This window comes from Streptomyces finlayi, assembly GCF_014216315.1.
Lineage (GTDB): Bacteria > Actinomycetota > Actinomycetes > Streptomycetales > Streptomycetaceae > Streptomyces > Streptomyces finlayi_A.
The window spans coordinates 6982443-7005863 of sequence record NZ_CP045702.1; the positions used below are offsets into that span (position 1 = coordinate 6982443).

19 protein-coding genes are annotated in these 23421 nt (G+C 70.9%); 6 read left to right on the forward strand and 13 right to left on the reverse strand.

The genetic code is table 11. From position 1 onward, the window contains the following. Positions 1 to 102: 102 nt before the first annotated feature. Positions 103 to 831 (reverse strand): type 1 glutamine amidotransferase, encoded by a 729-nt coding sequence (locus tag F0344_RS32045; protein WP_185302095.1) that lies wholly within the window; start codon positions 829 to 831, stop codon positions 103 to 105. Positions 832 to 865: 34 nt separating this feature from the next. Next, positions 866 to 2104 carry a Mur ligase family protein gene (locus tag F0344_RS32050; RefSeq protein WP_185302096.1) on the reverse strand — a complete coding sequence of 413 codons (1239 nt, stop codon included), beginning with the start codon at positions 2102 to 2104 and terminating at the stop codon, positions 866 to 868. A 114-nt stretch (positions 2105 to 2218) separates the two neighbouring features. Between F0344_RS32050 and def the strand changes: the two genes are divergently transcribed. Beyond that, on the forward strand, positions 2219 to 2764 hold the full coding sequence (def, locus tag F0344_RS32055) for a peptide deformylase (protein WP_185302097.1): 546 nt from the start codon (positions 2219 to 2221) through the stop codon (positions 2762 to 2764). Between the two features lie 15 nt (positions 2765 to 2779). On the opposite strand, the gene F0344_RS32060 is transcribed toward def, so the two are convergent. Then, the gene (locus F0344_RS32060) at positions 2780 to 3430 is read right to left on the reverse strand and encodes a TetR family transcriptional regulator (protein WP_185302098.1); all 651 of its coding nucleotides are present in this window, start codon (positions 3428 to 3430) and stop codon (positions 2780 to 2782) included. Positions 3431 to 3603: 173 nt separating this feature from the next. Here F0344_RS32060 and F0344_RS32065 point away from each other — a divergent pair, with 173 nt between their 5' ends. Continuing rightward, entirely contained in the window at positions 3604 to 4833 is a 1230-nt protein-coding gene (locus tag F0344_RS32065) for an acyl-CoA dehydrogenase family protein (protein ID WP_185302099.1), read from the forward strand. 99 nt (positions 4834 to 4932) lie between these two features. On the opposite strand, the gene F0344_RS32070 is transcribed toward F0344_RS32065, so the two are convergent. Genes F0344_RS32070 through F0344_RS32080 form a run of 3 tightly spaced genes read right to left on the reverse strand, consistent with a single transcriptional unit; the run spans position 4933 to position 6633 of the window. Further along, positions 4933 to 5421: a glutathione peroxidase gene (locus F0344_RS32070; protein ID WP_185302100.1), complete on the reverse strand. Its 489-nt coding sequence runs from the start codon at positions 5419 to 5421 to the stop codon at positions 4933 to 4935. A gap of 33 nt (positions 5422 to 5454) precedes the next feature. Then, positions 5455 to 6000 carry a GNAT family N-acetyltransferase gene (locus F0344_RS32075; protein WP_185302101.1) on the reverse strand — a complete coding sequence of 182 codons (546 nt, stop codon included), beginning with the start codon at positions 5998 to 6000 and terminating at the stop codon, positions 5455 to 5457. 51 nt (positions 6001 to 6051) lie between these two features. Then, entirely contained in the window at positions 6052 to 6633 is a 582-nt protein-coding gene (locus tag F0344_RS32080; RefSeq protein WP_185302102.1) for a helix-turn-helix domain-containing protein, read from the reverse strand. Positions 6634 to 6767: 134 nt separating this feature from the next. On the opposite strand from F0344_RS32080, the gene F0344_RS32085 reads away from it, so the two are divergent. Further along, the gene (locus F0344_RS32085) at positions 6768 to 6986 is read left to right on the forward strand and encodes a DUF6011 domain-containing protein (RefSeq protein ID WP_185302983.1); all 219 of its coding nucleotides are present in this window, start codon (positions 6768 to 6770) and stop codon (positions 6984 to 6986) included. 106 nt (positions 6987 to 7092) lie between these two features. Here F0344_RS32085 and F0344_RS32090 read toward each other — a convergent pair whose 3' ends face one another. Then, a complete protein-coding gene (locus tag F0344_RS32090; RefSeq protein ID WP_185302103.1) occupies positions 7093 to 7965 on the reverse strand; it encodes an acyl-CoA thioesterase in 873 nt (290 codons plus the stop codon). Positions 7966 to 8120: 155 nt separating this feature from the next. Here F0344_RS32090 and F0344_RS32095 point away from each other — a divergent pair, with 155 nt between their 5' ends. Further along, positions 8121 to 9317, forward strand: a complete 1197-nt coding sequence (locus F0344_RS32095) for an RNA-guided endonuclease InsQ/TnpB family protein (RefSeq protein ID WP_185302104.1) — start codon at positions 8121 to 8123, stop codon at positions 9315 to 9317. Positions 9318 to 9412: 95 nt separating this feature from the next. Here F0344_RS32095 and F0344_RS32100 read toward each other — a convergent pair whose 3' ends face one another. Next, entirely contained in the window at positions 9413 to 11926 is a 2514-nt protein-coding gene (locus F0344_RS32100; RefSeq protein WP_185302105.1) for a DEAD/DEAH box helicase, read from the reverse strand. A 137-nt stretch (positions 11927 to 12063) separates the two neighbouring features. On the opposite strand from F0344_RS32100, the gene F0344_RS32105 reads away from it, so the two are divergent. Beyond that, entirely contained in the window at positions 12064 to 12855 is a 792-nt protein-coding gene (locus tag F0344_RS32105) for a metal-dependent hydrolase (protein ID WP_185302106.1), read from the forward strand. A 78-nt stretch (positions 12856 to 12933) separates the two neighbouring features. Continuing rightward, entirely contained in the window at positions 12934 to 14469 is a 1536-nt protein-coding gene (locus F0344_RS32110; protein ID WP_185302107.1) for an ATP-dependent DNA ligase, read from the forward strand. Positions 14470 to 14499: 30 nt separating this feature from the next. Here F0344_RS32110 and F0344_RS32115 read toward each other — a convergent pair whose 3' ends face one another. From F0344_RS32115 to F0344_RS32135, 5 genes are all read right to left on the reverse strand, one after another. Continuing rightward, on the reverse strand, positions 14500 to 15861 hold the full coding sequence (locus F0344_RS32115; protein ID WP_185302108.1) for an NAD(P)/FAD-dependent oxidoreductase: 1362 nt from the start codon (positions 15859 to 15861) through the stop codon (positions 14500 to 14502). Positions 15862 to 16087: 226 nt separating this feature from the next. Then, positions 16088 to 17914: an ABC transporter ATP-binding protein gene (locus F0344_RS32120; protein WP_185302109.1), complete on the reverse strand. Its 1827-nt coding sequence runs from the start codon at positions 17912 to 17914 to the stop codon at positions 16088 to 16090. Next, positions 17911 to 19668 (reverse strand): ABC transporter transmembrane domain-containing protein, encoded by a 1758-nt coding sequence (locus F0344_RS32125; protein WP_185302110.1) that lies wholly within the window; start codon positions 19666 to 19668, stop codon positions 17911 to 17913. The genes F0344_RS32120 and F0344_RS32125 overlap by 4 nt, the downstream gene beginning before the upstream one ends. Positions 19669 to 19731: 63 nt before the next feature. After that, positions 19732 to 21513, reverse strand: a complete 1782-nt coding sequence (locus F0344_RS32130) for an ABC transporter ATP-binding protein (RefSeq protein ID WP_185302111.1) — start codon at positions 21511 to 21513, stop codon at positions 19732 to 19734. Beyond that, positions 21510 to 23402: an ABC transporter transmembrane domain-containing protein gene (locus F0344_RS32135; protein ID WP_185302112.1), complete on the reverse strand. Its 1893-nt coding sequence runs from the start codon at positions 23400 to 23402 to the stop codon at positions 21510 to 21512. The genes F0344_RS32130 and F0344_RS32135 overlap by 4 nt, the downstream gene beginning before the upstream one ends. Positions 23403 to 23421 lie beyond the last annotated feature (19 nt).

A 23421-nucleotide genomic window follows, 5' to 3' on the forward strand; every position in this document is an offset into this window, starting at 1 on the left:
CCACGTCGTCCGGTTTGATCCCCGCCACCCTACCGGCGCAAGGTGGCGGGACCGAACCCGGCGTCCGCCTGCTGGACGTCGCTCAGTTGAGCCGAAACGGCCTCAGGCGGGCTGCGTCGCCGCGGCGATGCGCTCGGAGCGCAGCGCCTCGTACCAACGGTCGTCCGTCGGTGGCAGCGCGTTCACGTCGAGAGCCAGTTTCAGCAGCAGGTCCGCGATCATCGGATTGCGTGCCATCACGGGACCGTGCATGTACGTACCGAACACCGTGTCGTTGTACGCGCCTTCGGTACCGTCTCCGGTGCCGTTGCCCCGGCCGAACTGAACCCGGGCGAACGGCCGTGCCGTCGGGCCGAGATGGGTGACGCCCTGGTGGTTCTCGAAGCCGGTCAGGGGCGGCATCCCGAGGTTCGGGTCGATGTCCGCGAGGACGTCGCCGACGCATCGGGCGCCCTCGCCGCGCGTGGAGACCACGTCGAGCAGACCGAGCCCCTGCTCGCGCTCCCCGAGGTCGTTGACGAACTCGTGGCCGAGGATCTGGTAGCCCGCGCACACCGAGAAGATGATCGCGCCGTTGGACGCGGCCCGGCTCAGACCGCCGTCGCGGCGCAGCCGCTCGGCGGCGAGCCGCTGCGGCCGGTCCTCACCGCCGCCGATCAGATAGATGTCGCCGGAGGTGGGAACGGGCTGGTCACTGCGGACGTCGACGCGCTGCACGTCGAGGCCGCGCTGCCGGGCCCGGCGCTCCACCACGAGGGCGTTGCCCTGATCGCCGTAGGTGCTGAGGAGGTCGGGGTAGACCCACACCAGCCGCAGGCTGTTGTTGCTCATGCTTCGTCCTCTCCGGAGGGGGCCGGGGCCGGGGTCAGTTGCCGACACGACGGCGCAGATCCTGGAAGGCGGTGTAGTTGGCAATGACCTCGATACGGCCGGGCGGCGCCAGCTGGACGGCCTCGTCCAGGGTCTCGCAGACCCGGAACTCGAGACCGGCCACCTCAAGGCGTACCGCGAGGTCCAGCTTGCGGTCACCGAGCACGAAGATCGGGTGGCCGTACAGCTGGGTGTAGTCGACGTCCCACAGCCAGGACGTGTCCGTGCCGTCCGCACCGCGGGCGTTGACGGAGAGGATCACCGGCGTGGGAGGCGGGTCGATCAGGGAAAACGTCTCGAGCCAGCCCGCCGGGTTCTTCGCCAGCAGGAGCCGCAGCTCACGGCCGAGGAAGGTGACGACGTCGTAGCGCCCCGCCACGGCCTGCACCTGGTACATGCGCTCCAGGGCGACCTGCGGCGGCACACCGAAGACCGCGGCGACAGCGGCCGAGCTGGTCGCGTTCGCCTTGTTCGCCCGTCCGGGCAGCTGAAGATGGATCGGCCAGGCCGAACCATGCGGGTCCAGGACGTAGTCGCCGTTCAGCGCCCAGCTCGGGGCGGGGCGGCGGAAACCGCACTCGCCGCAGAACCAGTCGTCGCCGGGGCGCTGCATCACACCACCGCACGAGGGGCAGGACCAGGCGTCGTCCTTCCACGCCTGACCGGCCGCGACCCACACGACATTGGGGGAGGAGGACGCCGCCCAGACGATCAGCGGGTCGTCGGCGTTGGCCACGACCACGGCCTTCGAGCCGGACAGGCCCTCACGCCACTTCTCGGCCAGCATCCGGGTCTCCGCGGCGCGGTCCAGCTGGTCGCGCGAGAGGTTGAGCAGCGCGATCACCTTGGGCGTCGTGTCGCGTGCGACCCCGGCGAGGTACTTCTCGTCGACCTCGATCACGCCGTACTTCGCGTCCGAGCCGCCCGCCAGCGCGGAGGTGATACCCGCCGGCATGTTGGCGCCGAGCGCGTTCGACACGACGGGCCCCGCGGCCCCCAGTGCCTCCGCGATCAGCCTGGTGGTGGTCGTCTTGCCGTTCGTCGCCGACACGAGGATCACGTCCAGGTGCTGCGCCAGCCGCCCCAGCAGGTCGGGGTCGAGCTTGAGCGCCACCCGGCCGCCGATCACCGATCCGCTGCCGCGCCCCGCAGCGCGCGACACCGCCGCCGCGGCCTTGCCCGCCGTCACGGCGAGCTTGGCCCGCGGCGACAACGGCTCCGTGTTGCCTGCCATCGTCCTAGATCCTCCTTGCATCGGTCCGCGCCCAGCCTATCGATGTCCGGTGCCACGGCCGCACCGCGGCACCACGGGAAGGTGCGGCCCGTGGCGGAACGTACGCTTGCCGCCATGCGAAACCGCCCGATCCCCGGCAGTTCCGGACTCGTTCGTGCCCTGAGTCTGTTCGGCGACCCTGCCCTCCACAGCCCCTGCGAGGACGTCACCGACTTCGGGCCGGCCCTCGCCCGACTGGTCGAGGACATGTTCGCCACGATGTACGCGGCACAGGGTGTCGGGCTCGCCGCCAATCAGATCGGCGTCCCGTTGAAGGTGTTCGTGTACGACTGTCCGGATGACGATGATCTTCGTCACCTCGGGCACGTCGTGAACCCGAAACTGATCGAGGTGGACGGCATTACCGTACGCGGACCGGAAGGGTGTCTTTCACTTCCGGGCCTGGAGGCGGGTACCGAGCGCTTCGACCATGCCGTCGTGGACGGGGTGGACATCGACGGGAATCCGGTGCGGATCAACGGCACGGGCTGGTTCGCGCGGTGCCTCCAGCACGAGTGCGATCATCTCGCGGGCACCGTCTACACGGACCGGCTGACCGGGCTGCGGCGCGCCAGGGCGCTGCGCGCGGTCCGGCGGGCGCCGTGGGGGCCGACCGGCTGAGACCCTCCCGGCCGCTCAGAAGCCGGTGCCGCCGGGACGGTCGCCCGCCTCGGCGAGCCTGCCCCAGAGCAGATCGGCGAGGCTGCGCACCAACTGGGCGCGTGAGCAAGGGCGGTCGCCCAGCCACCAGTCGCCCGCCGCGTGCATCATGCCGACGATCCCATGGCCCCAGATACGGGCCATCTGCTCGTTGTCCGGCCCCAGATCCACCCGTTCGGCGATCACCTTTCCCAGTTCCTCCCCGAGGCGGCGCAGCAGCGGGGCCGAGTGCCGGCCCACGTCGAAGCCCTGCTCGGGCGAAGGTGCTGCGTCGTCGGAGGGGTGCATCAGGAAGCGGTAGACCTGCGGGCGGGCCTCGATCGCCGCGAGGTAGGTGTCGAGCGTCGCCTCGACCCGCTCCCTCCGCTCCGCGGGCGCGTCGAGCGCCGCGCGCAGAGCGCTGAGCAGCGCATCGGTGTGACGTTTGGCGAGCGCGCGGTAGAGCCCGCCCTTGTCGCCGAAGTGACGGTAGAGGATGGGTTTGGTGATCCCGGCCTCGGCGGCGATCGCGTTCATCGACGCCTTGGGGCCGTCCCTGAGCACCACTCGGTCCGCGGCCTCGAGCAGTTCGCGGCGGCGGCGCTCGGCCGCGCTCCGCTGGCGCTCGGCCTGTCGTGTGGTCTCCATGTGTGTCTCCCCACCCCTGGCCATGCATTCTTCTTCACGCCTGGGCAACGTAACACCCTGCTCTGCGAAGACGCGGATCGGAGTCCGGGTGGTTGACAGTGCCTACTTGTCGGTAACAGACTGCAGTTACCGCAAGTAACGTACGTTTGTCACGGTAGTGCATGGAGGCGAACATGGCCGAGTTCACGCTCGATCTCAACGACGATCAAAAGCAGGTCCGGGACTGGCTCCACGGCTTCGCGGCGGATGTCATCCGGCCGGCCGCTTCGGAGTGGGACGAGCGTGAGGAGACGCCCTGGCCCGTCATCCAGGAGGCCGCCAAGGTAGGCATCTACTCCCTCGATTTCTACGCGCAGCAGTTCTTCGACCCCACGGGCCTCGGTATCCCCATGGCCATGGAGGAGCTCTTCTGGGGCGACGCGGGCATCGCCCTCTCCATCGTCGGTACGGGCCTGGCGGCCGTGGGCGTCCTCGCCAACGGTACCGAGGAGCAGATCGGCACCTGGATCCCGCAGATGTACGGCGACGCGAACGACGTGAAGGTCGCCGCCTTCTGCTCCTCCGAGCCGGACGCGGGCTCCGACGTGGGGGCGATGCGCACCCGCGCGGTCTACGACGAGGCCAAGGACGAATGGGTCCTCAACGGGACGAAGACCTGGGCCACCAACGGCGGGATCGCCAACGTCCACGTCGTCGTCGCGGTCGTCGACGCGGAGCTCGGCTCGAAGGGGCACGCCTCCTTCATCGTCCCGCCGGACACCGCGGGGCTCTCCCAGGGCCAGAAGTTCAAGAAGCACGGCATCCGCGCCTCGCATACCGCAGAGGTCGTCCTGGAGGACGTGCGGGTGCCGGGCAGCTGTCTGCTGGGCGGCAAGGATAAGCTCGACGAGCGCATGGCCCGGGCCCGCGAGCGGGCCAGGTCCGGTGGCGGCGAGCGTGTCAAGAACGCCGCGATGGCCACCTTCGAGGCCTCGCGTCCCGCCGTCGGCGCCATGGCCGTGGGAACGGCCCGCGCCGCGTACGAGGTCGCGCTGGACTACGCGAAGACCCGGACGCAGTTCGGCCGCCCGATCATCGACAACCAGGGCATCGCCTTCCAGCTCGCCGACATGCGGACGCAGATCGACGCGGCCCGGCTGCTGGTCTGGCGCGCCTCCTGGATGGCGACCACCGGCAAGCCGTTCACCTCGGCGGAGGGTTCCATGTCGAAGCTCTACGCGAGCGAGACGGCCAAGAAGGTCACCGCGCAGGCCATCCAGATCCTCGGCGGCAACGGCTTCACCCGTGAGTACCCGGTGGAGCGGATGCACCGGGACGCCGCGATCTACACGATCTTCGAGGGAACCAGCGAGATCCAGCGCCTCGTGATCGCCCGCACGCTGTCTGGCATGCCGATCCGCTGACGCGGTGACCGGAAGGTCCACGGTCCGTCGGCCGCCGCCGCGTGCCCGGGCGCCGGGCGGGCTTGGAAACAGGCCCGCCCGGCGCTGGAGCCCCGTGCGTCAGGCCGGCAACTGGGCCTCGATGGCCGCGACGACCTCGGAGTCCTCGGGCCCGGTGCGGGGGCGGATGCGGGCGACCGGCTCGCCCGCCGGGGAGATCAGGAACTTCTCGAAGTTCCACTGGACGTCACCTGCGGCACCGTCCGCGTCCGCGAGCTTCGTCAGCTCCGTGTACAGCGGGTGGCGGCCGTCTCCGTTGACGTCGAGCTTCTCCAGGAGCGGGAAGCTGACCCCGTACGTGGCCGAGCAGAAGCTCTGGATCTCCTCGGCGCTGCCCGGCTCCTGGCCCGCGAACTGGTTGCAGGGGACGCCGAGGACGGTGAAGCCGCGGTCGCCGTACTGCTTCTGGAGCCGCTCCAGGCCTTCGTACTGCGGGGTGAGTCCGCACTTCGAGGCCACGTTCACGACCAGGAGGGCCTGGCCCCGGTAGGCGCCGAGCGTGGTCGGCTCGCCGGTGAGCGTGTGGAGCGGGATGTCGTACAGCGTCATGGTGCTACTCCTCGGTCGCATGGGTGTGGGTCCTCATTGTGCTGCCCCGGACGTACGGGCGGCGCCCACTGTCTTGTAGTACAAGGTGGTCGGCTTGAGTACGCCGGCCGGGTCGCTCGCGTAATCCGGAATCGACCCGCACTCCGTCCAGCCCGCCGCGCGGTAGAGACGTTCAGCGGAGCTGCCCGACTCGGTGTCCAGCGTCAGCAGCGTCACCCCCGCCCCGGCCGCCTCCTCCTCGACCGCCGAGAGCAGGTGCCGGCCGAGTCCCCGCCCCCTGGCCGAGGGCCTGACCATCAGCTTCGCCACCTCGGCGCGATGACGGGCATTGGGGAGGGGCGGCCTGCTCAGGCCGATCGTGCCAGCCACGCGTTCCCCGTCGCGGGCGAGCCACACCAGATGATGCCCGGCGTCGACGGACGCGGCGCGCTCGCGCCACCAGGCTGCGGCCTCGCCGCGGGCGAGGGGAGCGAGGAAGCCCACCGAGGCCCCGCCGTCGACGGTCTCCACCAGGAGGGCCGCCAGTTCGTCGGCGTACGTGACCAGTTCGGGGCCGCTCACGAGGACGATCTCGGTCATGTCGCAGATGCCTTTCTCGGCGCACGGGTGGGACAGGGGGCGCGGTCGTGGTCAGGGAAGGACGATCAGAAGGGCGTAGCGGACCGGGCCCGGCCCCGGGCAGTGGAAGCGGGAGGGCCCGTGCAGCCGGAAACGCAGGCAGTCACCGGTGCCCACCGGGTGGACGCTCCCGTGGACCGTGATCTCCAATGCGCCCTCAAGGACCCAGAGATGCTGTTCGAGGCCGGCCACGGGCGGGTCCTCGTACGCGACGGTGGCGCCCGCTTCGAGCCTGCCCTCGATCACCTCGCCGCGCAGCCCGGCGTGCGGCGGCGAGACCGAGCGGCGGACGAAACCGGAAGCCGCGTCCCGCCACACGGGCTGCCGCCCGGCGGGCACCAGCAGCGGAGGTTCCGTCTCCACCTCCATCAGCAGGCGCGACATGGTCCGCCCGTACACCGTGCACAGTCGTCCCAGGAGAGCGGCGGTCGGACTGATCTCGCCGCGCTCCAGCCGCGACAGCGTCGAGCGGCTCACCCCGCTCCGCCGGGACAGCTCGTCCAGCGACCAGCCGCGCCCGGTACGAAGCTCGCCCAGCCGGGCGGCCAGCCGGGCATCGACGGAGCTGGACTCCGGACTCTCCACCTCTCTCATATCGGAGAGGATATCCCGGATCAGGGACATGGTCCGATCTGTGTCACCGCTGGGTGCGGCCGGGACACGACCGCTCCTGACAAGATCGGTGTGTGCCGCCCACCGAACCGGAGCCCCTGCCCGCGTCCTTCCCCGTGCCGCCCACGGATCCCGGGGCCGACCCGCTGCCCGGAACCGACGCGGCCACCGGCCCGCGCCTTGTGCGCTGTCGCATGTGCGGGCGCCCCCTCACCGGTACCCACTCACGCCGAACCGGCCTGGGGCCCGCCTGTGACGCCAAACTCCACCCGGCGGGCCCCGACATCCGCACCCGGCGCCACGAGGCCGACCAGGACACGCTGCCGGGCCTCTGAGCCGTACGCGCCCCCGCCGCCTGGCCCCCTGCGGCGGGTCGGCGGTCCATGGCCAGGCGGCGAGGCGGCGAGGCGGCGTCCCGAGGTTCCTGACCGCCGGACAGCCTCAGGCGTCGAGCCGCCGGAACAGCCCCTCCTGCACCACCGACACCAGCAACTGCCCCTCGCGGTCGTAGATGCGGCCGCGGGCCAGCCCTCGCCCGCCCGTCGCGATCGGTGACTCCTGGTCGTACAGGAACCACTCGTCCGCCCGGAACGGCCGGTGGAACCACATCGCGTGGTCCAGTGACGCCATGTCGAAGCCGCGCGGGCCCCACAGGGGTTCCACCGGGATCCTGACCGCGTCGAGCAGCGTCATGTCACTCGCGTACGTGAGTGCGCAGGTGTGGACGAGCGGATCGTCGCCCAGCGGGCCGACCGCCCGCATCCACACGGCGCTGCGCGGGTCCGCGTCCTTGATCTCCTCCTGAGTCCAGCGCAGCCGGTCCACGTAACGGATGTCGAACGGCTGGCGCCTGGCCATCCGCTCCAGCGCCTCCGGCAGGGCGCCCAGGTGCTCACGTACCTCCTCGGCGACGGTCGGCAGCTCGTCGGGGTCCGGGACCACGCGGGCCGGCGGCAGCTGGTGCTCGATGCCGCCCTCCTCCGGGCGGTGGAACGAGGCAGTCAGGTTGAAGATCGTCCGGCCCTCCTGCACGGCCGTGACCCGGCGGGTGGTGAAGGACCGGCCGTCCCGTACCCGCTCGACCTGATAGACGATCGGCACGCCGGGGCGTCCTGGACGCAGGAAGTAGGCGTGCAGCGAGTGGACCGGGCGGCCGCCGTCGGTGGTGCGTCCCGCAGCCACCAGCGCCTGCCCGGCGACCTGCCCGCCGAAGACCCGCTGGAGGGACTCCTGCGGGCTGCGGCCACGGAAGATGTCGACCTCGATCCGCTCCAGGTCGAGCAGGTCGACCAGACGCTCGGCGGGGTTCGTCATCTCTTCCTCCTGTGTGGATACCCCGTGCTTTGGCTCGGGGAGGAAACTCAGCCCCTGCGGAGCAGGGCGGTGGGCTGGGATTCGGTGCCAGGGCGGATTCCGGTGCCGCGACCCGCAGGTTTGATCTTAAGTCGCGGCACCGCTAGTTTGTGAGCATGACCACGAAGCAGGTGAAGCGGGCGTTCAAGTACCGCTTCTGTCCGACCGATGCGCAGGCGGTCGAGCTGTCGCGCACGTTCGGCTGCGTTCGCAAGGTCTACAACCTGGCGCTCGCCGCACGGTCCGAGGCGTGGACGCTCCGTCAGGAGCGGGTCAACTACAACGCCACCTCCGTGATGCTCACCTCGTGGAAGAAGACCGACGAGCTGGCCTACCTGTCCGGGGTTTCGTCTGTGCCGTTGCAGCAGACGTTGCGGCATCTGCAAGGAGCGTTCGGGAACTTCTGGCAGAAGCGGGCCAAGTACCCGGCCTTCAAGTCCCGGAAGAAGTCGCGGAAGTCCGCTGAGTACACCACCAGCGGTTTCCGCTACCGGGACGGCAAGCTGACCCTCGCCAAGATGAGCGAACCGCTCGACATCGTGTGGTCCCGCCCCCTTCCCGAAGGTGCGACGCCGTCCACGGTGACGGTTTCGCAGGATCCGGCTGGGCGCTGGTTCGTGTCGATGCTGTGCGACGACATCCCCGCAACCATGCCCCAGACCACGAACACGGTCGGGATCGACGCCGGGATCACCAGCCTGGTGACGCTCTCCACCGGAGAGAAGGTCACCAACCCCAGGTTCGAGCGCAAGGACCGCGCCCGTCTCGCCAAGGCTCAGCGGGTGCTGGCGAAGAAGGCCAGGGGTGACGGAGCGAACCGGGCCAAGGCCCGGCGCAAGGTCGCCAAGGTCCATGCCCGCATTACCGACCGCAGGCGTGACCACCTGCACAAGCTGACCACTCGACTCGTTCGTGAAAACCAAACGATCGTGATCGAAGATCTCACCGTACGCAACATGGTCAAGAACCATTTTCTGGCCCGCGCCATCTCGGATGCTGCCTGGAGCACGATGCGCGGCATGCTGGAGTACAAGTGCGCCTGGCACGGAAGGGACCTGGTCGCCATCGACCGCTGGTTCCCCTCCTCCAGGCTGTGCTCCGCCTGCGGCACCTTGCAGGGCAAGATGCCGCTGAACATCCGTATGTGGACGTGTAGGTGCGGTGTCACTCACGACCGTGACGTGAACGCCGCGAAGAACGTACTGGCCGAGGGGCTCTCGGTGACAGTCTGTGGAGCCGGTGTAAGACCTCAACGGAGTTCTCCGGGCGGGCAGTCGGCGACGAAGCAGAAAACCCCACGGCGCGAGCCGTAGGAATCCCCCTCCTTCAGGAGGGGGAGGATGTCAAACGGTTCTTCTCCACTCTCGAGGGTCTCGGCGTGCTCGACGCTTTCGAAGCCGGTTCGTTGCTACAGCTGCCCCACGGAAGTGACCCGGACGACCGCCCGGCCCTCCTCGTCGGACGCGGCCAGATCGACCTCGGCACTGATGCCCCAGTCGTGGTCCCCGGCCGGGTCCGCGAAAGCCTGCCAGACCCGCCACAGGCCGTGCTCCCGGTCCTCGTCGATCTTCAGCAGCTTCGGGCCGCGGGCGTCGGGGCCGGTTCCCAGGTCCTCGTGCGCGTCCCAGTACCCGTCCATCGCCTCGCCCCAGGCGTCCTCGTCCCAGCCCGAATCGCCGTCCAGCTCGCCGAGTTCGCGCACGCGGTCCAGCGCGGCCAGCTCCACCCTGCGGAACATCGCGTTGCGTACCAGGACCCGGAAGGCGCGCGCGTTCGCCGTGACCGGCTTGACCTCGTCGGCCCGCTCCTGCGCCTGCTCGGCGGTCTCCACCTCCGGGTTGGCGAGCTGCTCCCACTCGTCCAGGAGGCTGGAGTCCACCTGACGGACCATCTCGCCGAGCCAGGCGGTCAGATCCTCCAGGTCCTCCGACTTCAGGTCGTCCGGGATCGTGTGCTCAAGAGCCTTGTACGCGCCCGCCAGATAGCGCAGGACGATGCCCTCGGTGCGCGCAAGCTCGTAGTGCGAGGTGAACTCCGCGAAGGTCATGGCGCGTTCGTACATGTCCCGGATCACCGACTTCGGCGACACGGGGTGGTCGCCGACCCACGGATGGCTCGTGCGGTAGACCTCGTACGCGTGCCACAGCAGCTCGCTCAGCGGCTTCGGGTAGGTGACGTCCTGGAGCAGCTCCATGCGCTCCTCGTACTCGATCCCGTCCGCCTTCATCTGCCCGACCGCCTCGCCCCGGGCCTTGTTCTGCTGGGCGGCGAGGATCTGCCGGGGGTCGTCCAGGGTGGACTCGACGACGGAGACCATGTCCAGGGCGTACGAGGGGGATTCGACGTCCAGCAGGTCGAACGAGGCCAGCGCGAAGGTGGACAGCGGCTGGTTGAGCGCGAAGTCCTGCTGGAGGTCGACGGTGAGGCGTACGATCCGGCCGTCGGCATCCGGCTTGTCCAGCTGCTCCACCACACCGCCGTCGAGCAGCGAACGGTAGATGGCGATGGCCCGCCTGATGTGACGCAGCTGCGCCTTGCGCGGCTCGTGGTTGTCCTCCAGCAGATGACGCATCGCCTCGAAGGCGTTGCCGGGCCGGGCGATCACGGACAGCAGCATCGTGTGCGTGACCCGGAAGCGCGAGGTCAGCGGCTCCGGGTCGGACTGGATCAGCTTGTCGAAGGTGGTCTCCGACCAGGCGACGAAGCCCTCGGGGGCCTTCTTGCGGACCACCTTGCGCTTCTTCTTCACGTCGTCGCCCGCCTTCTTGACGGCCTTCTCGTTCTCGATGACGTGCTCGGGTGCCTGGGCGACGACGAAGCCCGCCGTGTCGAACCCGGCCCGCCCTGCGCGGCCGGCGATCTGGTGGAACTCCCTGGCGCGCAGCGTGCGGACCCGGGTGCCGTCGTATTTGGTGAGTGCGGTGAACAGCACCGTGCGGATGGGCACGTTGACGCCGACACCGAGCGTGTCCGTACCGCAGATCACCTTCAGCAGACCCGCCTGGGCGAGCTTCTCCACCAGGCGGCGGTACTTGGGCAGCATCCCCGCGTGGTGCACACCGATGCCGTGGCGCACGTAGCGCGAGAGGTTCTGGCCGAACTTGGTGGTGAAGCGGAAGCTGCCGATCAGGTCGGCGATCTTCTCCTTCTCCTCCTTGGTGCACATGTTGATGCTCATGAGCGACTGCGCCCGCTCGACGGCGGCGGCCTGGGTGAAGTGCACGATGTAGACAGGGGACTGGCGGGTGTCCAGCAGCTCGGTGAGCGTCTCGGTGATCGGTGTCAGCCGGTACTCGTAACTGAGCGGGACCGGCCGGCTCGCCGAGCGCACCACCGAGGTGGGGCGGCCGGTGCGGCGCGTGAGGTCCTTCTCGAACATCGCGACATCGCCGAGGGTCGCGGACATCAGGACGAACTGGGCCTGCGGGAGTTCCAGGATCGGGATCTGCCAGGCCCAGCCGCGGTCCTGCTCGGCGTAGAAGTGGAACTCGTCCATCACGACCTGGCCGACATCGGCGTACTTGCCGTCGCGCAGCGCGATCGAGGCCAGCACCTCGGCCGTGCAGCAGATGACGGGGGCGTCGGCGTTGACCGAGGCGTCGCCGGTCAGCATGCCGACGTTCTCCGTGCCGAAGAGCTTGCACAGATCGAAGAACTTCTCCGAGACAAGCGCCTTGATCGGCGCGGTGTAGAAGGTGACCTTGTCCTGGGCCAGCGCGGTGAAGTGCGCTCCGGCGGCGACCAGGCTCTTTCCGGAGCCCGTGGGCGTGGAAAGGATCACGTTCGCCCCCGAAACCACCTCGATCAGCGCCTCTTCCTGGGCGGGATACAGCGTGATCCCCTGGGTCTCGGTCCATGACGAGAAGGCCTCGAAGAGGGCGTCCGGGTCGGCGGTCGGGGGCAGCTGATCGATGAGGGTCACACCCCCATCTTGCCTGCCTTCCGCCCGGATGAGGGAACCGGAGGGCCAGCCGAAGATCACGGGCGATACGCTGCCCACTCAACTCGGCCGCCCCGCAGGGGCCATGGCCGTGCAGGATCTACGGGGCGGGGACGACCATGATGGGACCGGCACACTCTCTGTCAGGGGCAGCGGCCTGGCTGGGGGTGGGTGCGGCGGCCGCCGCCGCCGGCCATCCGATGCCCTGGCCCGTCCTGGCCGTGGGCGCTCTGATCTGCGCGGGCGCCGCGCTGGCCCCCGACCTCGACCACAAGTCGGCGACCATCTCGCGGGCCTTCGGCCCGGTCTCCAAGGGCCTCTGCGAGGTCGTCGACAAGCTCTCGTACGCCGTCTACAAGGCGACCAGAGGACCCGGTGACCCGCGCAGGACCGGCGGCCACCGGACCCTGACCCACACCTGGCTGTGGGCCGTGCTGATCGGTGGGGGCGCCTCGGCCGCGGCGGTCACCGGCGGCAGGTGGGCGGTCCTGGCGATCCTCTTCGTCCATCTGGTGCTCGCCGTCGAAGGACTGCTGTGGCGGGCCGCCCGGATGTCCAGCGACATCCTGGTCTGGCTCCTGGGAGCGACCAGCGCCTGGATTCTGGCCGGTGTCCTGGACAAGGCGGGCAACGGCTCCGACTGGCTGTTCACCGCACCCGGCCAGGAGTACCTGTGGCTCGGACTGCCCATCGTGCTGGGTGCGCTCGTCCACGACATCGGCGACGCGCTGACCGTCTCCGGCTGCCCGATCCTGTGGCCGATCCCGCTGGGACGCAAGCGCTGGTACCCGATCGGACCGCCGAAGGCGATGCGCTTCCGGGCCGGCAGCTGGGTGGAGCTGAAGGTGCTGATGCCCGTCTTCATGGTGCTCGGGGGAGTGGGCGGCGCCGCCGCACTCAACGTCATCTGACGCTCCGTGCCGCCCGGGGGGGGGGGGGGGGGGGGGGGGGGGGGGGGGGGGCGCGGCGAGCCGTAGCACCATGACCTCATGCTGTTCGACCGGCTCGCCCGTGTGTCCCTGGATGTCGCCGCGACGTCGGCACGGTCCCGGAAGGTCGCCCTGCTGGCCGGCCTGTTCCGGGACACCGCGCCGGACGACGTCCCGATCGTCATCCCGTACCTCTCGGGCCGCCTCCCGCAGGGGCGGATCGGCATCGGCTGGAGCACCCTGGGCGCCCCGGTGCCGCCCGCGGCCGAGCCCAGCCTCACCGTCGCGGAGGTGGACGCCGAACTGACGGCCGTCGGCGCTCTGTCGGGCGCCGGTTCCCAGGCCGGCCGCCGGGAGGCCCTCCAACGGCTCCTCGGCGCCGCCACGGCCGGTGAACAGCACTTCCTGCGGGCCCTGCTCACCGGTGAGGTGCGCCAGGGCGCCCTGGACGCGGTCGCCGCCGACGCGCTCGCCCAGGCCGCCGGGGCACCGCCCGAGGACGTACGCCGGGCGGTGATGCTCGCCGGGTCGCTGCAAGCGGTAGCCAGGGATCTGCTGGCGCGGGGCCCGGAGGCCCTCGGCGCGTTCCGGCTGACCGTGGGCCGCCCCGTCCTGCCGATGCTCGCGCACACCGCCCGCTCGGTCACCGAAGCGATCGACAAGCTCGGGTCCTGCGTCGTCGAGGAGAAGCTCGACGGCATCCGCGTCCAGGTGCACAGGCAAGGCGCCGAGGTCCGCCTCTACACCCGCACGCTCGACGACATCACCGAGCGCCTGCCGGAAATCGCCGCGGCGGTACGCGACTTCCCCGGTGAACGGTTCGTTCTCGACGGCGAGGTGATCGCGCTCGGCACCGACGGCCGCCCCCGCCCCTTCCAGGAGACCGCCGCCCGGGTGGGCTCCCGGCGCGATGTGGCCGGGGCCGCGGCCACCGTCCCCGTCGTGCCCGTCCTGTTCGACGCGCTGTCCCTCGACGGCCGGGACCTGCTCGACCTTCCCTTCACCGAACGGCACTCCGCGCTGGCGGGACTCGTCCCGGAGCGGATGCGCGTCCGGCGCCTCGTCGTCGCCGGACCGGGCGGGACACGGGCGCGCGAAGCCGCCGAAGCCTTCCTCGCCGGCACGCTGGCGCGCGGCCACGAGGGTGTGGTCGTCAAGAGCCTCGACGCGCCCTACAGCGCCGGCCGGCGCGGAGCCTCCTGGCTGAAGGTGAAGCCGGTGCACACCCTGGACCTGGTGGTGCTCGCCGCCGAATGGGGACACGGGCGGCGGACGGGGAAGCTGTCCAACCTGCACCTCGGGGCGCGGGGGGCCGACGGCTCGTACGTCATGCTCGGCAAGACCTTCAAGGGGCTCACCGACTCCATGCTCGCCTGGCAGACCGAAAGGCTGAGGGAGCTGTCCACGGGCGACGACGGCCATGTGGTGACCGTCCGCCCCGAACTCGTCGTCGAGATCGCCTACGACGGACTCCAGCGCTCCACCCGCTATCCGGCGGGTGTCACTCTGCGGTTCGCCCGGGTGCTGAGCCACCGCGAGGACAAGCGGCCGGAAGAGGCGGACACCGTCGAAACGGTCCTCTCCCGGCAGAACTGATCCGGACGGCACCCGCCGGGAGAGACCGCGTCAGTGGCGGATCACGGTCGCGGCCGTGTGCGCGCGGACCTGCTCAGGGCTGAGATAGGCGTCCGTGTACTCGAAGTCCTTCAGTGTCGCCGGACTGCGCAGCTGGAACCCGGTCCGTACGAAGTCGTCACCGGCGATCGCGTTCAGCATCCAGTTCGTCAGGACCCGGGTCTTGGCGACGTTCGTCCGCAGCGCCGACCAGTGGTAGCCGCGGGCCACCACCTGGGCGGGCAGGCCCTTCAGCTCGATGCCGAACGGTTTGGAGACGGCGTCCCGGCCGCCGAGGTCGACGACCAGGCCGAGGTCCTTGTGCTCGTACGGCACCAGCGGCATACCGCGCAGGGTCGCGATGAGGTTGTCGGCCATCGTGCGGCCCTGACGCATGGCGTGCTGGGCGGTGGGCGGGCAGACGGCCCCGTCGCCCTTCGCGAGATCGGGCACCGCGGCGGCGTCGCCGAGCGCGAAGACGCCGTCGGAGCCGCGCAGGGAGAGCTCGGGAGTCACCGCGAGGCGTCCGCGTACGGTCTCCGCGCCGAGGGCGGCGATCAGCGGGCTGGCCGCGACGCCCGCGGTCCAGATCAGGGTGCGGCAGGGCAGGACCCGGCCGTCGGTGAACGTCACCCGTTCCGCGGTCGCCTCGGCGATCGAGACGCCGAGCGAGACCTCGATGCCGCGCCTGCGCAGGATCTCCAGGGCGTCCAGGCCGAGCTTGTCCCCGAGTTCGGGCATGAGCTTGGGGGCGATGTCGATCAGATGCCACTTGATGAGCTTCGGATCGAGCCGCGGATACTGCTTGAGAGCGTTGGTGGTGAGCCGTTGCAGACAGGCCGCCGTCTCGGTCCCCGCGTACCCTGCGCCGACCACGACGAACTGGAGCCGGGAGGCCCGCTCCTCCTCGTCCTGGCTGGCATCGGCGAGATCGAGCTGCGCGATCACGTGGTCGCGGACGTACGCGGCCTCGGCGAGCGTCTTCATCCCCCGGGCGTGCTCGACGAGTCCGGGGATGTCGAAGGTCCGGGTGACGCTGCCGGCGGCGAGGACGATGTAGTCGTACGGCTCGTTCACGATCTCGTCAGTGATCTTGCGGACGACGCAGACCTTGGCGTCGGTGTCCACTCCGATGGCCCCGCCCGGGACGATCCGGGTGCGGTGGCGGCGGCTGCGGCGCAACGAAACGGCGACGGACTGGGGAGTCAGTACGCCGGCGGCGACCTGCGGCAGGAGTGGCAGATACAGCTGGTACGAGAACGGGGTGACGAGCGTGATCTCGGCTTCGCCGGGAACGAGCCTGCGCTCCAGCCGGCGTACGCACCCGACCCCGGCAAAGCCGGCGCCGACAACGAGAATCCTGGGTCGTGCCACGGTGTGCGTCCCTTCTCGGGCTTCATAGGGTCCGGCAAACGGGGGGAGGCGTCGCGGGGCCGGGCAAACGCACGTCTGCGGCGTCGTCGTCGGTCACCATGGCTCCGCCATGCTCGATCCTCCGCCTCGCAGTCGCACGCACCCGGCCCCGCTCCTTCTCCCACCCCCGCATGTCGCGGACCCTCTTACGCGGTTCTGTCCCCGCCTGCCCCTGATTCCGGGTGGGTCACGTCTCATCCTTACCGGCCGCATCCGAGTTCGCCTCCTGACGGCGCGGGGACCGCTCCGAGCCGTGCCCCTCGCCGTGCCATGTGTGCCAGAGCGCGGCATAGGCGCCGTCGGCCGCGACCAGAGCGGCGTGGGTGCCGAGTTCCGTGAGACGGCCGTCCTCCATGACGGCCACCCGGTCGGCGTCATGGGCGGTCTGCAGCCGGTGGGCGATGGCGACGACGGTCCGCCCCTCGAGGACGGCGGCGAGCGCACGCTCCGTGTGCCGCGCGGTGCTCGGATCCAGGAGCGCGGTGGCCTCGTCGAGTATCAGCGTGTGCGGGTCGGCCAGCACGACGCGCGCCAGGGCGAGCTGCTGGGCCTGCGCGCCGTCCGGCCGATGGCTCCCGTGGCCCAGATCGGTGTCCAGACCGTCCGGCAGCTCGTCGGCCCACTCGGCGCCGACAGCGACGAGAGCCGCGCGCAGCTCGGCGTCGGTGGCGCGGGCGGAGGCGATGCGCAGGTTGTCGCGGACCGTCCCCAGGAACACGTGGTGCTCCTGGGTGACGAGAACGACGTGCCGTCGCAGCTGTTCGGCGTCCAGGCCTGCCACCGGGACCCGGCCCACCGTCACCGTGCCGGTGCGGGGTGTGTCCATGCCGGCCAGCAGCCTGCCCAGGGTCGTCTTGCCCGCGCCGGAGGGCCCGACGATCACCAGGCGCTCGCCGGGCCTGACCGTCAGGTCGACACCGTGCAGGACGTCGCTCCCCCCGGGGTACGCGTAGCGCACACCGGCCACCTCGATCCGGTCGTCGGCGGGTGCGGGGGACGCGGCCGACGGTGCCGGCGCGGCCGGGCCGATGCCCTCGACCCTGGCGAACGAGGCACTGCTGCTCTGCACCTGCTCCAGCTGCTGGAGGATGGTGTCCAGGGGCTGGGAGAGCTGGCGCAGGTACAGCGCCGACGCGACCACCGCACCGAGGCTCACCGTGCCGTGCTCGTGCAGCACCCCGCCGATCAGCAGGACACCGGCCACGGGAACGACGTACGAGATGTCCACGGCCGGGAAGAGCACGCTGCGGAGGAACAGTGTGCGGGTCCGGGTGGCGCGGCACTTCTCGATGTCCTCCCGGCAGGCCGCGATGCGGCGCTCCTGGAGTCCGAGGGCCTCGACGGTACGGGCTCCCGCGGCGGTGGCCGCGAGCTGCTCCGCGAGAGCCGAGTTGGCGGCGCCCTCGTCGAGGTACGCGCTGAGAGCGCGGCGCAGATACCAGCGGGCGGCGAACCAGATGCCGAGCAGGCCCAGCACTCCGCACGCGCCGAGCAGCGGGTCGAGCACGAACACCGCACCCAGGATGAACACCGCCTGGACGCCTGCGATGAGAACCTCGGGCCCGGCGTCCCGGAGTGTCGCGCCGACCGCGGCGACATCGGTGGTGCCCCGGGTCATCAGGTCGCCGGTCCCGGCCCGCTCGACCGCCGCGGCGGGCAGCGCGAGCGCCCGTTCGGTGAACTCCTCGCGGATGCGGGCGAGCGTCCGCTCGCCGAAGCGGTGGCCGACGTGACCGGCGTAACGCGCCAGGACGAGCTGTACCAGCGCGAATCCGAGCATGGTGAGGGCGAGGCGGTCCACCGCCGCCACTCCACCCCCTGACCTGACCTCGTCGATGATGCGGCCGAGCAGCCAGGGTCCGACGAGACCCGCGCCGGCGGCCAGCGCGTTGAGGCCGATCATGACGGCGAAGGCACGACCGTCGAGCCGGATCAGCCGGAGCGCCGCCCCGCGTACCGCGGACGGTCCGGCTATGGGCAGGGTGAGGGGAGCGGACGGTGAGTCGGCGGTCATCGCACGGCCTTCCGGAGCGGCGGGACGGTTCCTTCGCCGGCGGGACCGTCGTCCTCGTGGTCCATGCCCCGCGACACCAGGAGCCGGTAGCCGGGCTGCCGCTCCAGGAGTTCGCGATGGCTTCCGGTGTCCACGACGGAACCGTCGGCCAGGTAGTGCACGGTGTCCGCCTGGTCCAGGAGGAGTGGTGACGTGCTGGTCACGACCGTGGTGCGTCCGGACCGTGCGGAGCGGAGCCGGCTCGCGACGGCCGCCTCGGTGTGCGCGTCGAGGGCCGAGGTGGGCTCGACCGCCAGGAGCACTTCGGGATCGGCCAGCAGGGCCCGGACCAGCCGGACGCGCTGACGCCGGCCGCCGGAGAGGTTGCGGCCCTGCGCGTCCACACGCGAATCGAGCCCGTCGGGCAGGCCGCTCACGATGTCCTGTGCCATGGCCGCGTGGACGGCGCGGCCGATGGCCTCCTCGTCCCGGTCCCGGGTCCCGCAGATGACCTCGCGCAGCGGGCCGGCGAACAGGTCGGCCTCGTTGTCGGCGACGAGGATCCGGCGGCGCACCTGCGTCAGGTCGATCTCGTCGAGGCGGATCGCGCCCCAGGTCGCGGCCGAGTCGGTGAACCGGCCCAGGCGGTCTACCACCGCCGCGGAATCGGACGGCCGGGCGCTGACCAGTGCGGTCAGCCTGCCCGGTGCCACCTCGACGCCGGATCGCGGATCACACAGCGTGGACGGTGCGCCGGGTCCGTCCACCGCGTTCCCGCCCACGGAATCGGGTTCCAGGGTCAGGAAACGTACGACCCTGCGGGCGGCGACCAGTCCACGGCTGAGGTCGTAACCGCCCTCGATGAAGAACGAGACCGGCACCACGAGCACCGTGGCGTACCCGTAGACCGCGACCAACTCACCCACGGTGATGTCCCCTTGAGCGGCCATGCGGGCCGCCAGCCAGGTCACCGTCCCGAGGAACAAGGTCGGAAGTCCCACGCCGAGCGCCTGGATCCAGCTGGTCACCGTGCCGACGCGGTACCCCTCCTCCCGCACGGCGCGCGAGCCGTCCCGGTAGCGCTCGGCGTACACCTCCTTGCCGCCGATGCCGTTGAGGACGCGCAGCCCTTTGACGATGTCCTCGAACCGGGCGGCGAGTTCACCCTGCCGCTGCCGGTACGTCGTCTCGACGCCCTGGAGCCGCCCCAGCAGCGGACCGACCAGCACCGCGAGCAGGGGCACACCGAGCAGCACCACGGCGGCGAGCAGAGGCGAGACGGCCAGCAGCAGCACGGCCACGACGACATAGGCGAGGACCGCGCCGACCCCGGGGCCGGTGATGGTCAGCGTGCCGGCGATCACGCCGACGTCGCCGAACCCGATCGTGACGACTTCCCCGGCCGTGGCCCGGCGCGGCAGAGCCCCGCCCAGCCTGGTCGCCTGCCTGACCACGACCTGCACCGAACGGAAGGCGGCGTCCATCCGCACCCTGGTCATCGTGCGGTGCCTCATGATGCCGATCCACGCGTTCAGCACCCCCACGCCGAACAACGCGGCCACCCAGCCGGCCAGCACGGACCACCGACCCGGCTCCAGGCCGTCGTCGATGGCACGTGACAGCAGGTAGGGGGGCAGCGTCAGGCAGACCATCCAGGTGCTGCCGAGCAGCGCACCGGCGGCGGCCCGGCGGCGCTGACTGGTGACCAGCCACCACAGATACCGCCCGGCGCTGCGACAGTCCGGCGTCCCCAACGTCGTGTTCGAATCCTTCACCCGCCACACAGTAGTGAGAACGAGGATCGGCACGGCCGTCGGCTTCGGGGCCGGTGACCCGGCTCAGCCGTGCCAGGACCGCCACAGCGCCGCGTACGCGCCGTCGGCGGCCACCAGCTCGTCGTGGCTGCCCAGTTCACTGATGCGGCCGCTCTCCACGACCGCGATCACATCGGCGTCGTGCGCGGTGTGCAGCCGGTGCGCGATCGCCACCACCGTGCGGCCTTCCAGCACCTTGGCCAGCGAGCGCTCCAGATGCCTCGCCGCGCGCGGATCCAGCAGTGAGGTGGCCTCGTCCAGCACCAGCGTGTGCGGATCGGCGAGCACCAGCCGGGCCAGCGCGATCTGCTGCGCCTGCGCCGGGGTCAGCGCCAGCGCGCCCGAACCGACCTCGGTGTCGAGCCCCTTGTCGAGGGCCTTCGCCCAGCCGTCGGCGTCGACCGCGGCGAGTGACGACCACAGCTCGGCGTCATCGGCTCCGGTGCGGGCCAGCAGCAGGTTGTCCCGCAGCGAACCCACGAAGACGTGATGCTCCTGATTGACCAGGGCGACATGTTCGCGTACCCGCTCCGCCGTCATCCGCGACAACTCCGCGCCGCCCAGCGTCACTTCGCCCGTACGGGGTGCGTAGATCCCGGCCAGCAGCCGGCCCAGCGTCGACTTGCCGGCGCCCGACGGGCCGACGAGCGCCAGCCGCGTACCCGGAGCCACGTCCAGCGTCACCTTGTGCAGGACGTCGACCCCGGCCCGGTAGCCGAAGTGCACCTCGTCGGCCCGGACCGCGCGGCCGTCCGGGCCGATCTCGTCGTCGCCCGCGTCCGGCTCGATCTCGCGTACGCCGACGAGCCGGGCCAGCGAGACCTGGGCGACCTGCAACTCGTCGTACCAGCGCAGGATCAGACCGATCGGGTCGACCATCATCTGTGCCAGCAACGCGCCCGTCGTCAGCTGACCGACGGTGAGCCACCCCTCCAGCACGAACCAGCCACCGAGCATCAGCACGGCGCCGAGGATCGTCACGTACGTGGCGTTGATGACGGGGAAGAGCACCGAGCGCAGGAACAGCGTGTACCGCTCCCAGGCCGTCCACTCCTTGATCCGCCGGTCCGACAGCGCGACCCGGCGGGCCCCCAGACGGTGCGCCTCCACCGTCCGGCCCGCGTCGACGGTCTCGGCGAGCATCGCCGCGACGGACGCGTATCCGGCGGCCTCCGAGCGGTACGCCGAAGGCGCCCGCCGGAAGTACCAGCGGCAGCCGACGATCAGGACCGGCAGCGCGACCAGCACGGCCAGGGCCAGCGGCGGGGCCGTCACGGTGAGTGCGCCGAGCAGCAGCCCCGCCCACACCACGCCGATCGCCAGCTGCGGCACGGCCTCACGCATCGCGTTCGCGAGCCGGTCGATGTCCGTGGTGATCCTGGACAGCAGATCGCCCGTCCCGGCCCGTTCCAGGACACCCGGCGGCAGCCCGACCGACCGTACGAGGAAGTCCTCGCGCAGGTCGGCGAGCATTTTCTCGCCGAGCATCGCACCGCGCAGCCGCATGGTCCGTGTGAACACGGTCTGGACGACGAGCGCCACCGCGAACACCGTCGCGGTGCGCTCCAGGTGGAGGTCGGTGACCCCGTTCGACAGGTCCTCGACCAGCCCGCCCAGCAGATACGGACCGGTGATCGAGGCGATCACCGCGACGGCGTTCACCGCGATGAGCGCGGCGAACGCCTTGCGGTGACGCCGCATCAGGTCGCGTACGTAGCCGCGCACGGTCGTCGGTGTGCCGACCGGCAGGGTCGTCGCCGACTCCGGGGCGGCCGGGTCGTACGCCGGTGGTGCGACGCCGATCATGCCCTCTCCTCGATTTCTTCGATGGCTTCGATCGCGTCGGCCTGTCCGGTCTCCGCGGGCGGGTCCTGCGCGGCCAGGGCCGCGACTTCGTTCTCGGTCTCGCGGGTCACGACAGCCCGGTACCGGGGTTCGCCGCGCAGCAGCTGGCGGTGCGAACCGACGGCCACGACGGAGCCTTCGTGGACGAGCACCACGCGGTCGGCGAGGTCGAGCAGCAACGGCGACGAGGCGAACGCCACGGTCGTACGGCCCTGGCGCAGCCGCTTGATACCGGCGGCCACCCTGGCCTCCGTGTGCGAGTCGACGGCGGACGTCGGCTCGTCGAGCACCAGTGCTTCCGGGTCCGTGACCAGGGAACGGGCCAGTGCGAGCCGTTGCCGCTGGCCGCCGGAGAGAGAACGGCCGCGCTCCGTGATGCGGGTCCCCATCGGGTCGCCGTCCGCGTCGGGCGAAGCCTGCGCCAGCGCGTCCAGCACGTCACCGCACTGGGCCGCGGCCAGGGCGTCCTCGGCGGTCACGAGACCGGAGGACGGTACGTCGAGCAGCTCACGCAGCGTGCCCGAGAGCAGCACCGGGTCCTTGTCCTGCACGAGCACCGCCGACCGTGCGAAGTCCAGCGGCAGTTCGTCCAGCGCCACACCGCCGAGCAGTACGGACGGTGCCTGCGGCCGCGGCTGCGGCTTCGGCTTCGGCTTCGCCGTCGTCTCGTCGTCCGCATCGTCCACGTCGTCCGCGGTCTGGACATGACCGCCGAGCCGGTCGGCCAGCCGGCCCGCCTCGTCGGGATCGCCGCAGACCACGGCGGTGAACAGCCCCTGGGGAGCCATCAGGCCGGTGACGGGGTCGTACAGGTCGCCGGTCGGAGCCATGCCCTCGATGGTCGACGGCTGAGCGCTGCGGTGCAGCGACAGCACCCGGACCGCGCGTTGCGCGGACGGCCGCGAGAAGGAGTACGCCATGGCGATCTCCTCGACGTGCCGCAGCGGGAACAGCATCAGTGTCGCGGCGCTGTACACGGTGACCAGCTGGCCCACCTCGATGCGGCCGTCCCGGGCCAGCGTGGCCCCGTACACGACCAGGGAGATCAGGAGAATGCCCGGCAGCAGCACCTGGATCGCCGAGATCAGCGCCCACATCCGCGCACTGCGGACGGCGGCCTTGCGTACCTCCTGGGAGGCGCGGCGGTAGCGGCCGAGGAAGAGCTCCTCGCCGCCGATGCCGCGCAGCACCCGCAGACCGGCCACGGTGTCGGAGGCCAGCTCCGTCGCCTTGCCCGCCTTCTCGCGCTGGGTGTCGGCGCGCCGGGTCGCCCGGGGGAGCAGGGGCAGGACGGCCAGGGCCAGGACGGGCATGGCGACGGCCACGAGGACGCCCAGCGTGGGGAGATAGAGGACGAGGCCGACGCAGATCAGTACGAGGGCGGTCGCGGCGGCGGCGAAGCGGGAAAGTGCTTCGACGAACCAGCCGATCTTCTCGACATCGCCGGTGGAGACGGCGACGACCTCGCCGGCGGCGACCCGCCGGGTGAGCGCGGAGCCGAGCTCGGCGGTCTTGCGGGCCAGCAGCTGCTGTACGCGTGCCGCGGCGGTGATCCAGTTCGTGATGGCGGTGCGGTGGAGCATCGTGTCGCCCACCGCGATGAGCACGCCGAGGGCCACGATCAGCCCGCCGGCCACCAGGAGGCCATGGCCCGAGCGGTCGATGGCGGCCTGGACGGCCAGCCCGACGGCGAGCGGCAGTCCGGCGATGGCGCACTGGTGGAGCAGGCCCCAGGAAAGGGACTTGAGCTGTCCGGAGAGCTGACTGCGCCCGAGCCAGAACAGGAACCGTGGACCTGACCGGACATCCGGATCGCCAGGATCTGAATACGGAAGATCGCGAATCTGCATGACGTCCCAGGGCTCGGAA

Coding starts and splice junctions, on each gene's coding strand:
- F0344_RS32045 (WP_185302095.1), bottom strand. CDS start 831: ATGAGCAACAACAGCCTGCGGCTGGTGTGGGTCTACCCCGACCTCCTC.
- F0344_RS32050 (WP_185302096.1), bottom strand. CDS start 2,104: ATGGCAGGCAACACGGAGCCGTTGTCGCCGCGGGCCAAGCTCGCCGTG.
- def (WP_185302097.1), top strand. CDS start 2,219: ATGCGAAACCGCCCGATCCCCGGCAGTTCCGGACTCGTTCGTGCCCTG.
- F0344_RS32060 (WP_185302098.1), bottom strand. CDS start 3,430: ATGGAGACCACACGACAGGCCGAGCGCCAGCGGAGCGCGGCCGAGCGC.
- F0344_RS32065 (WP_185302099.1), top strand. CDS start 3,604: ATGGCCGAGTTCACGCTCGATCTCAACGACGATCAAAAGCAGGTCCGG.
- F0344_RS32070 (WP_185302100.1), bottom strand. CDS start 5,421: ATGACGCTGTACGACATCCCGCTCCACACGCTCACCGGCGAGCCGACC.
- F0344_RS32075 (WP_185302101.1), bottom strand. CDS start 6,000: ATGACCGAGATCGTCCTCGTGAGCGGCCCCGAACTGGTCACGTACGCC.
- F0344_RS32080 (WP_185302102.1), bottom strand. CDS start 6,633: ATGAGAGAGGTGGAGAGTCCGGAGTCCAGCTCCGTCGATGCCCGGCTG.
- F0344_RS32090 (WP_185302103.1), bottom strand. CDS start 7,965: ATGACGAACCCCGCCGAGCGTCTGGTCGACCTGCTCGACCTGGAGCGG.
- F0344_RS32095 (WP_185302104.1), top strand. CDS start 8,121: ATGACCACGAAGCAGGTGAAGCGGGCGTTCAAGTACCGCTTCTGTCCG.
- F0344_RS32105 (WP_185302106.1), top strand. CDS start 12,064: ATGATGGGACCGGCACACTCTCTGTCAGGGGCAGCGGCCTGGCTGGGG.
- F0344_RS32110 (WP_185302107.1), top strand. CDS start 12,934: ATGCTGTTCGACCGGCTCGCCCGTGTGTCCCTGGATGTCGCCGCGACG.
- F0344_RS32120 (WP_185302109.1), bottom strand. CDS start 17,914: ATGACCGCCGACTCACCGTCCGCTCCCCTCACCCTGCCCATAGCCGGA.
- F0344_RS32130 (WP_185302111.1), bottom strand. CDS start 21,513: ATGATCGGCGTCGCACCACCGGCGTACGACCCGGCCGCCCCGGAGTCG.
- F0344_RS32135 (WP_185302112.1), bottom strand. CDS start 23,402: ATGCAGATTCGCGATCTTCCGTATTCAGATCCTGGCGATCCGGATGTC.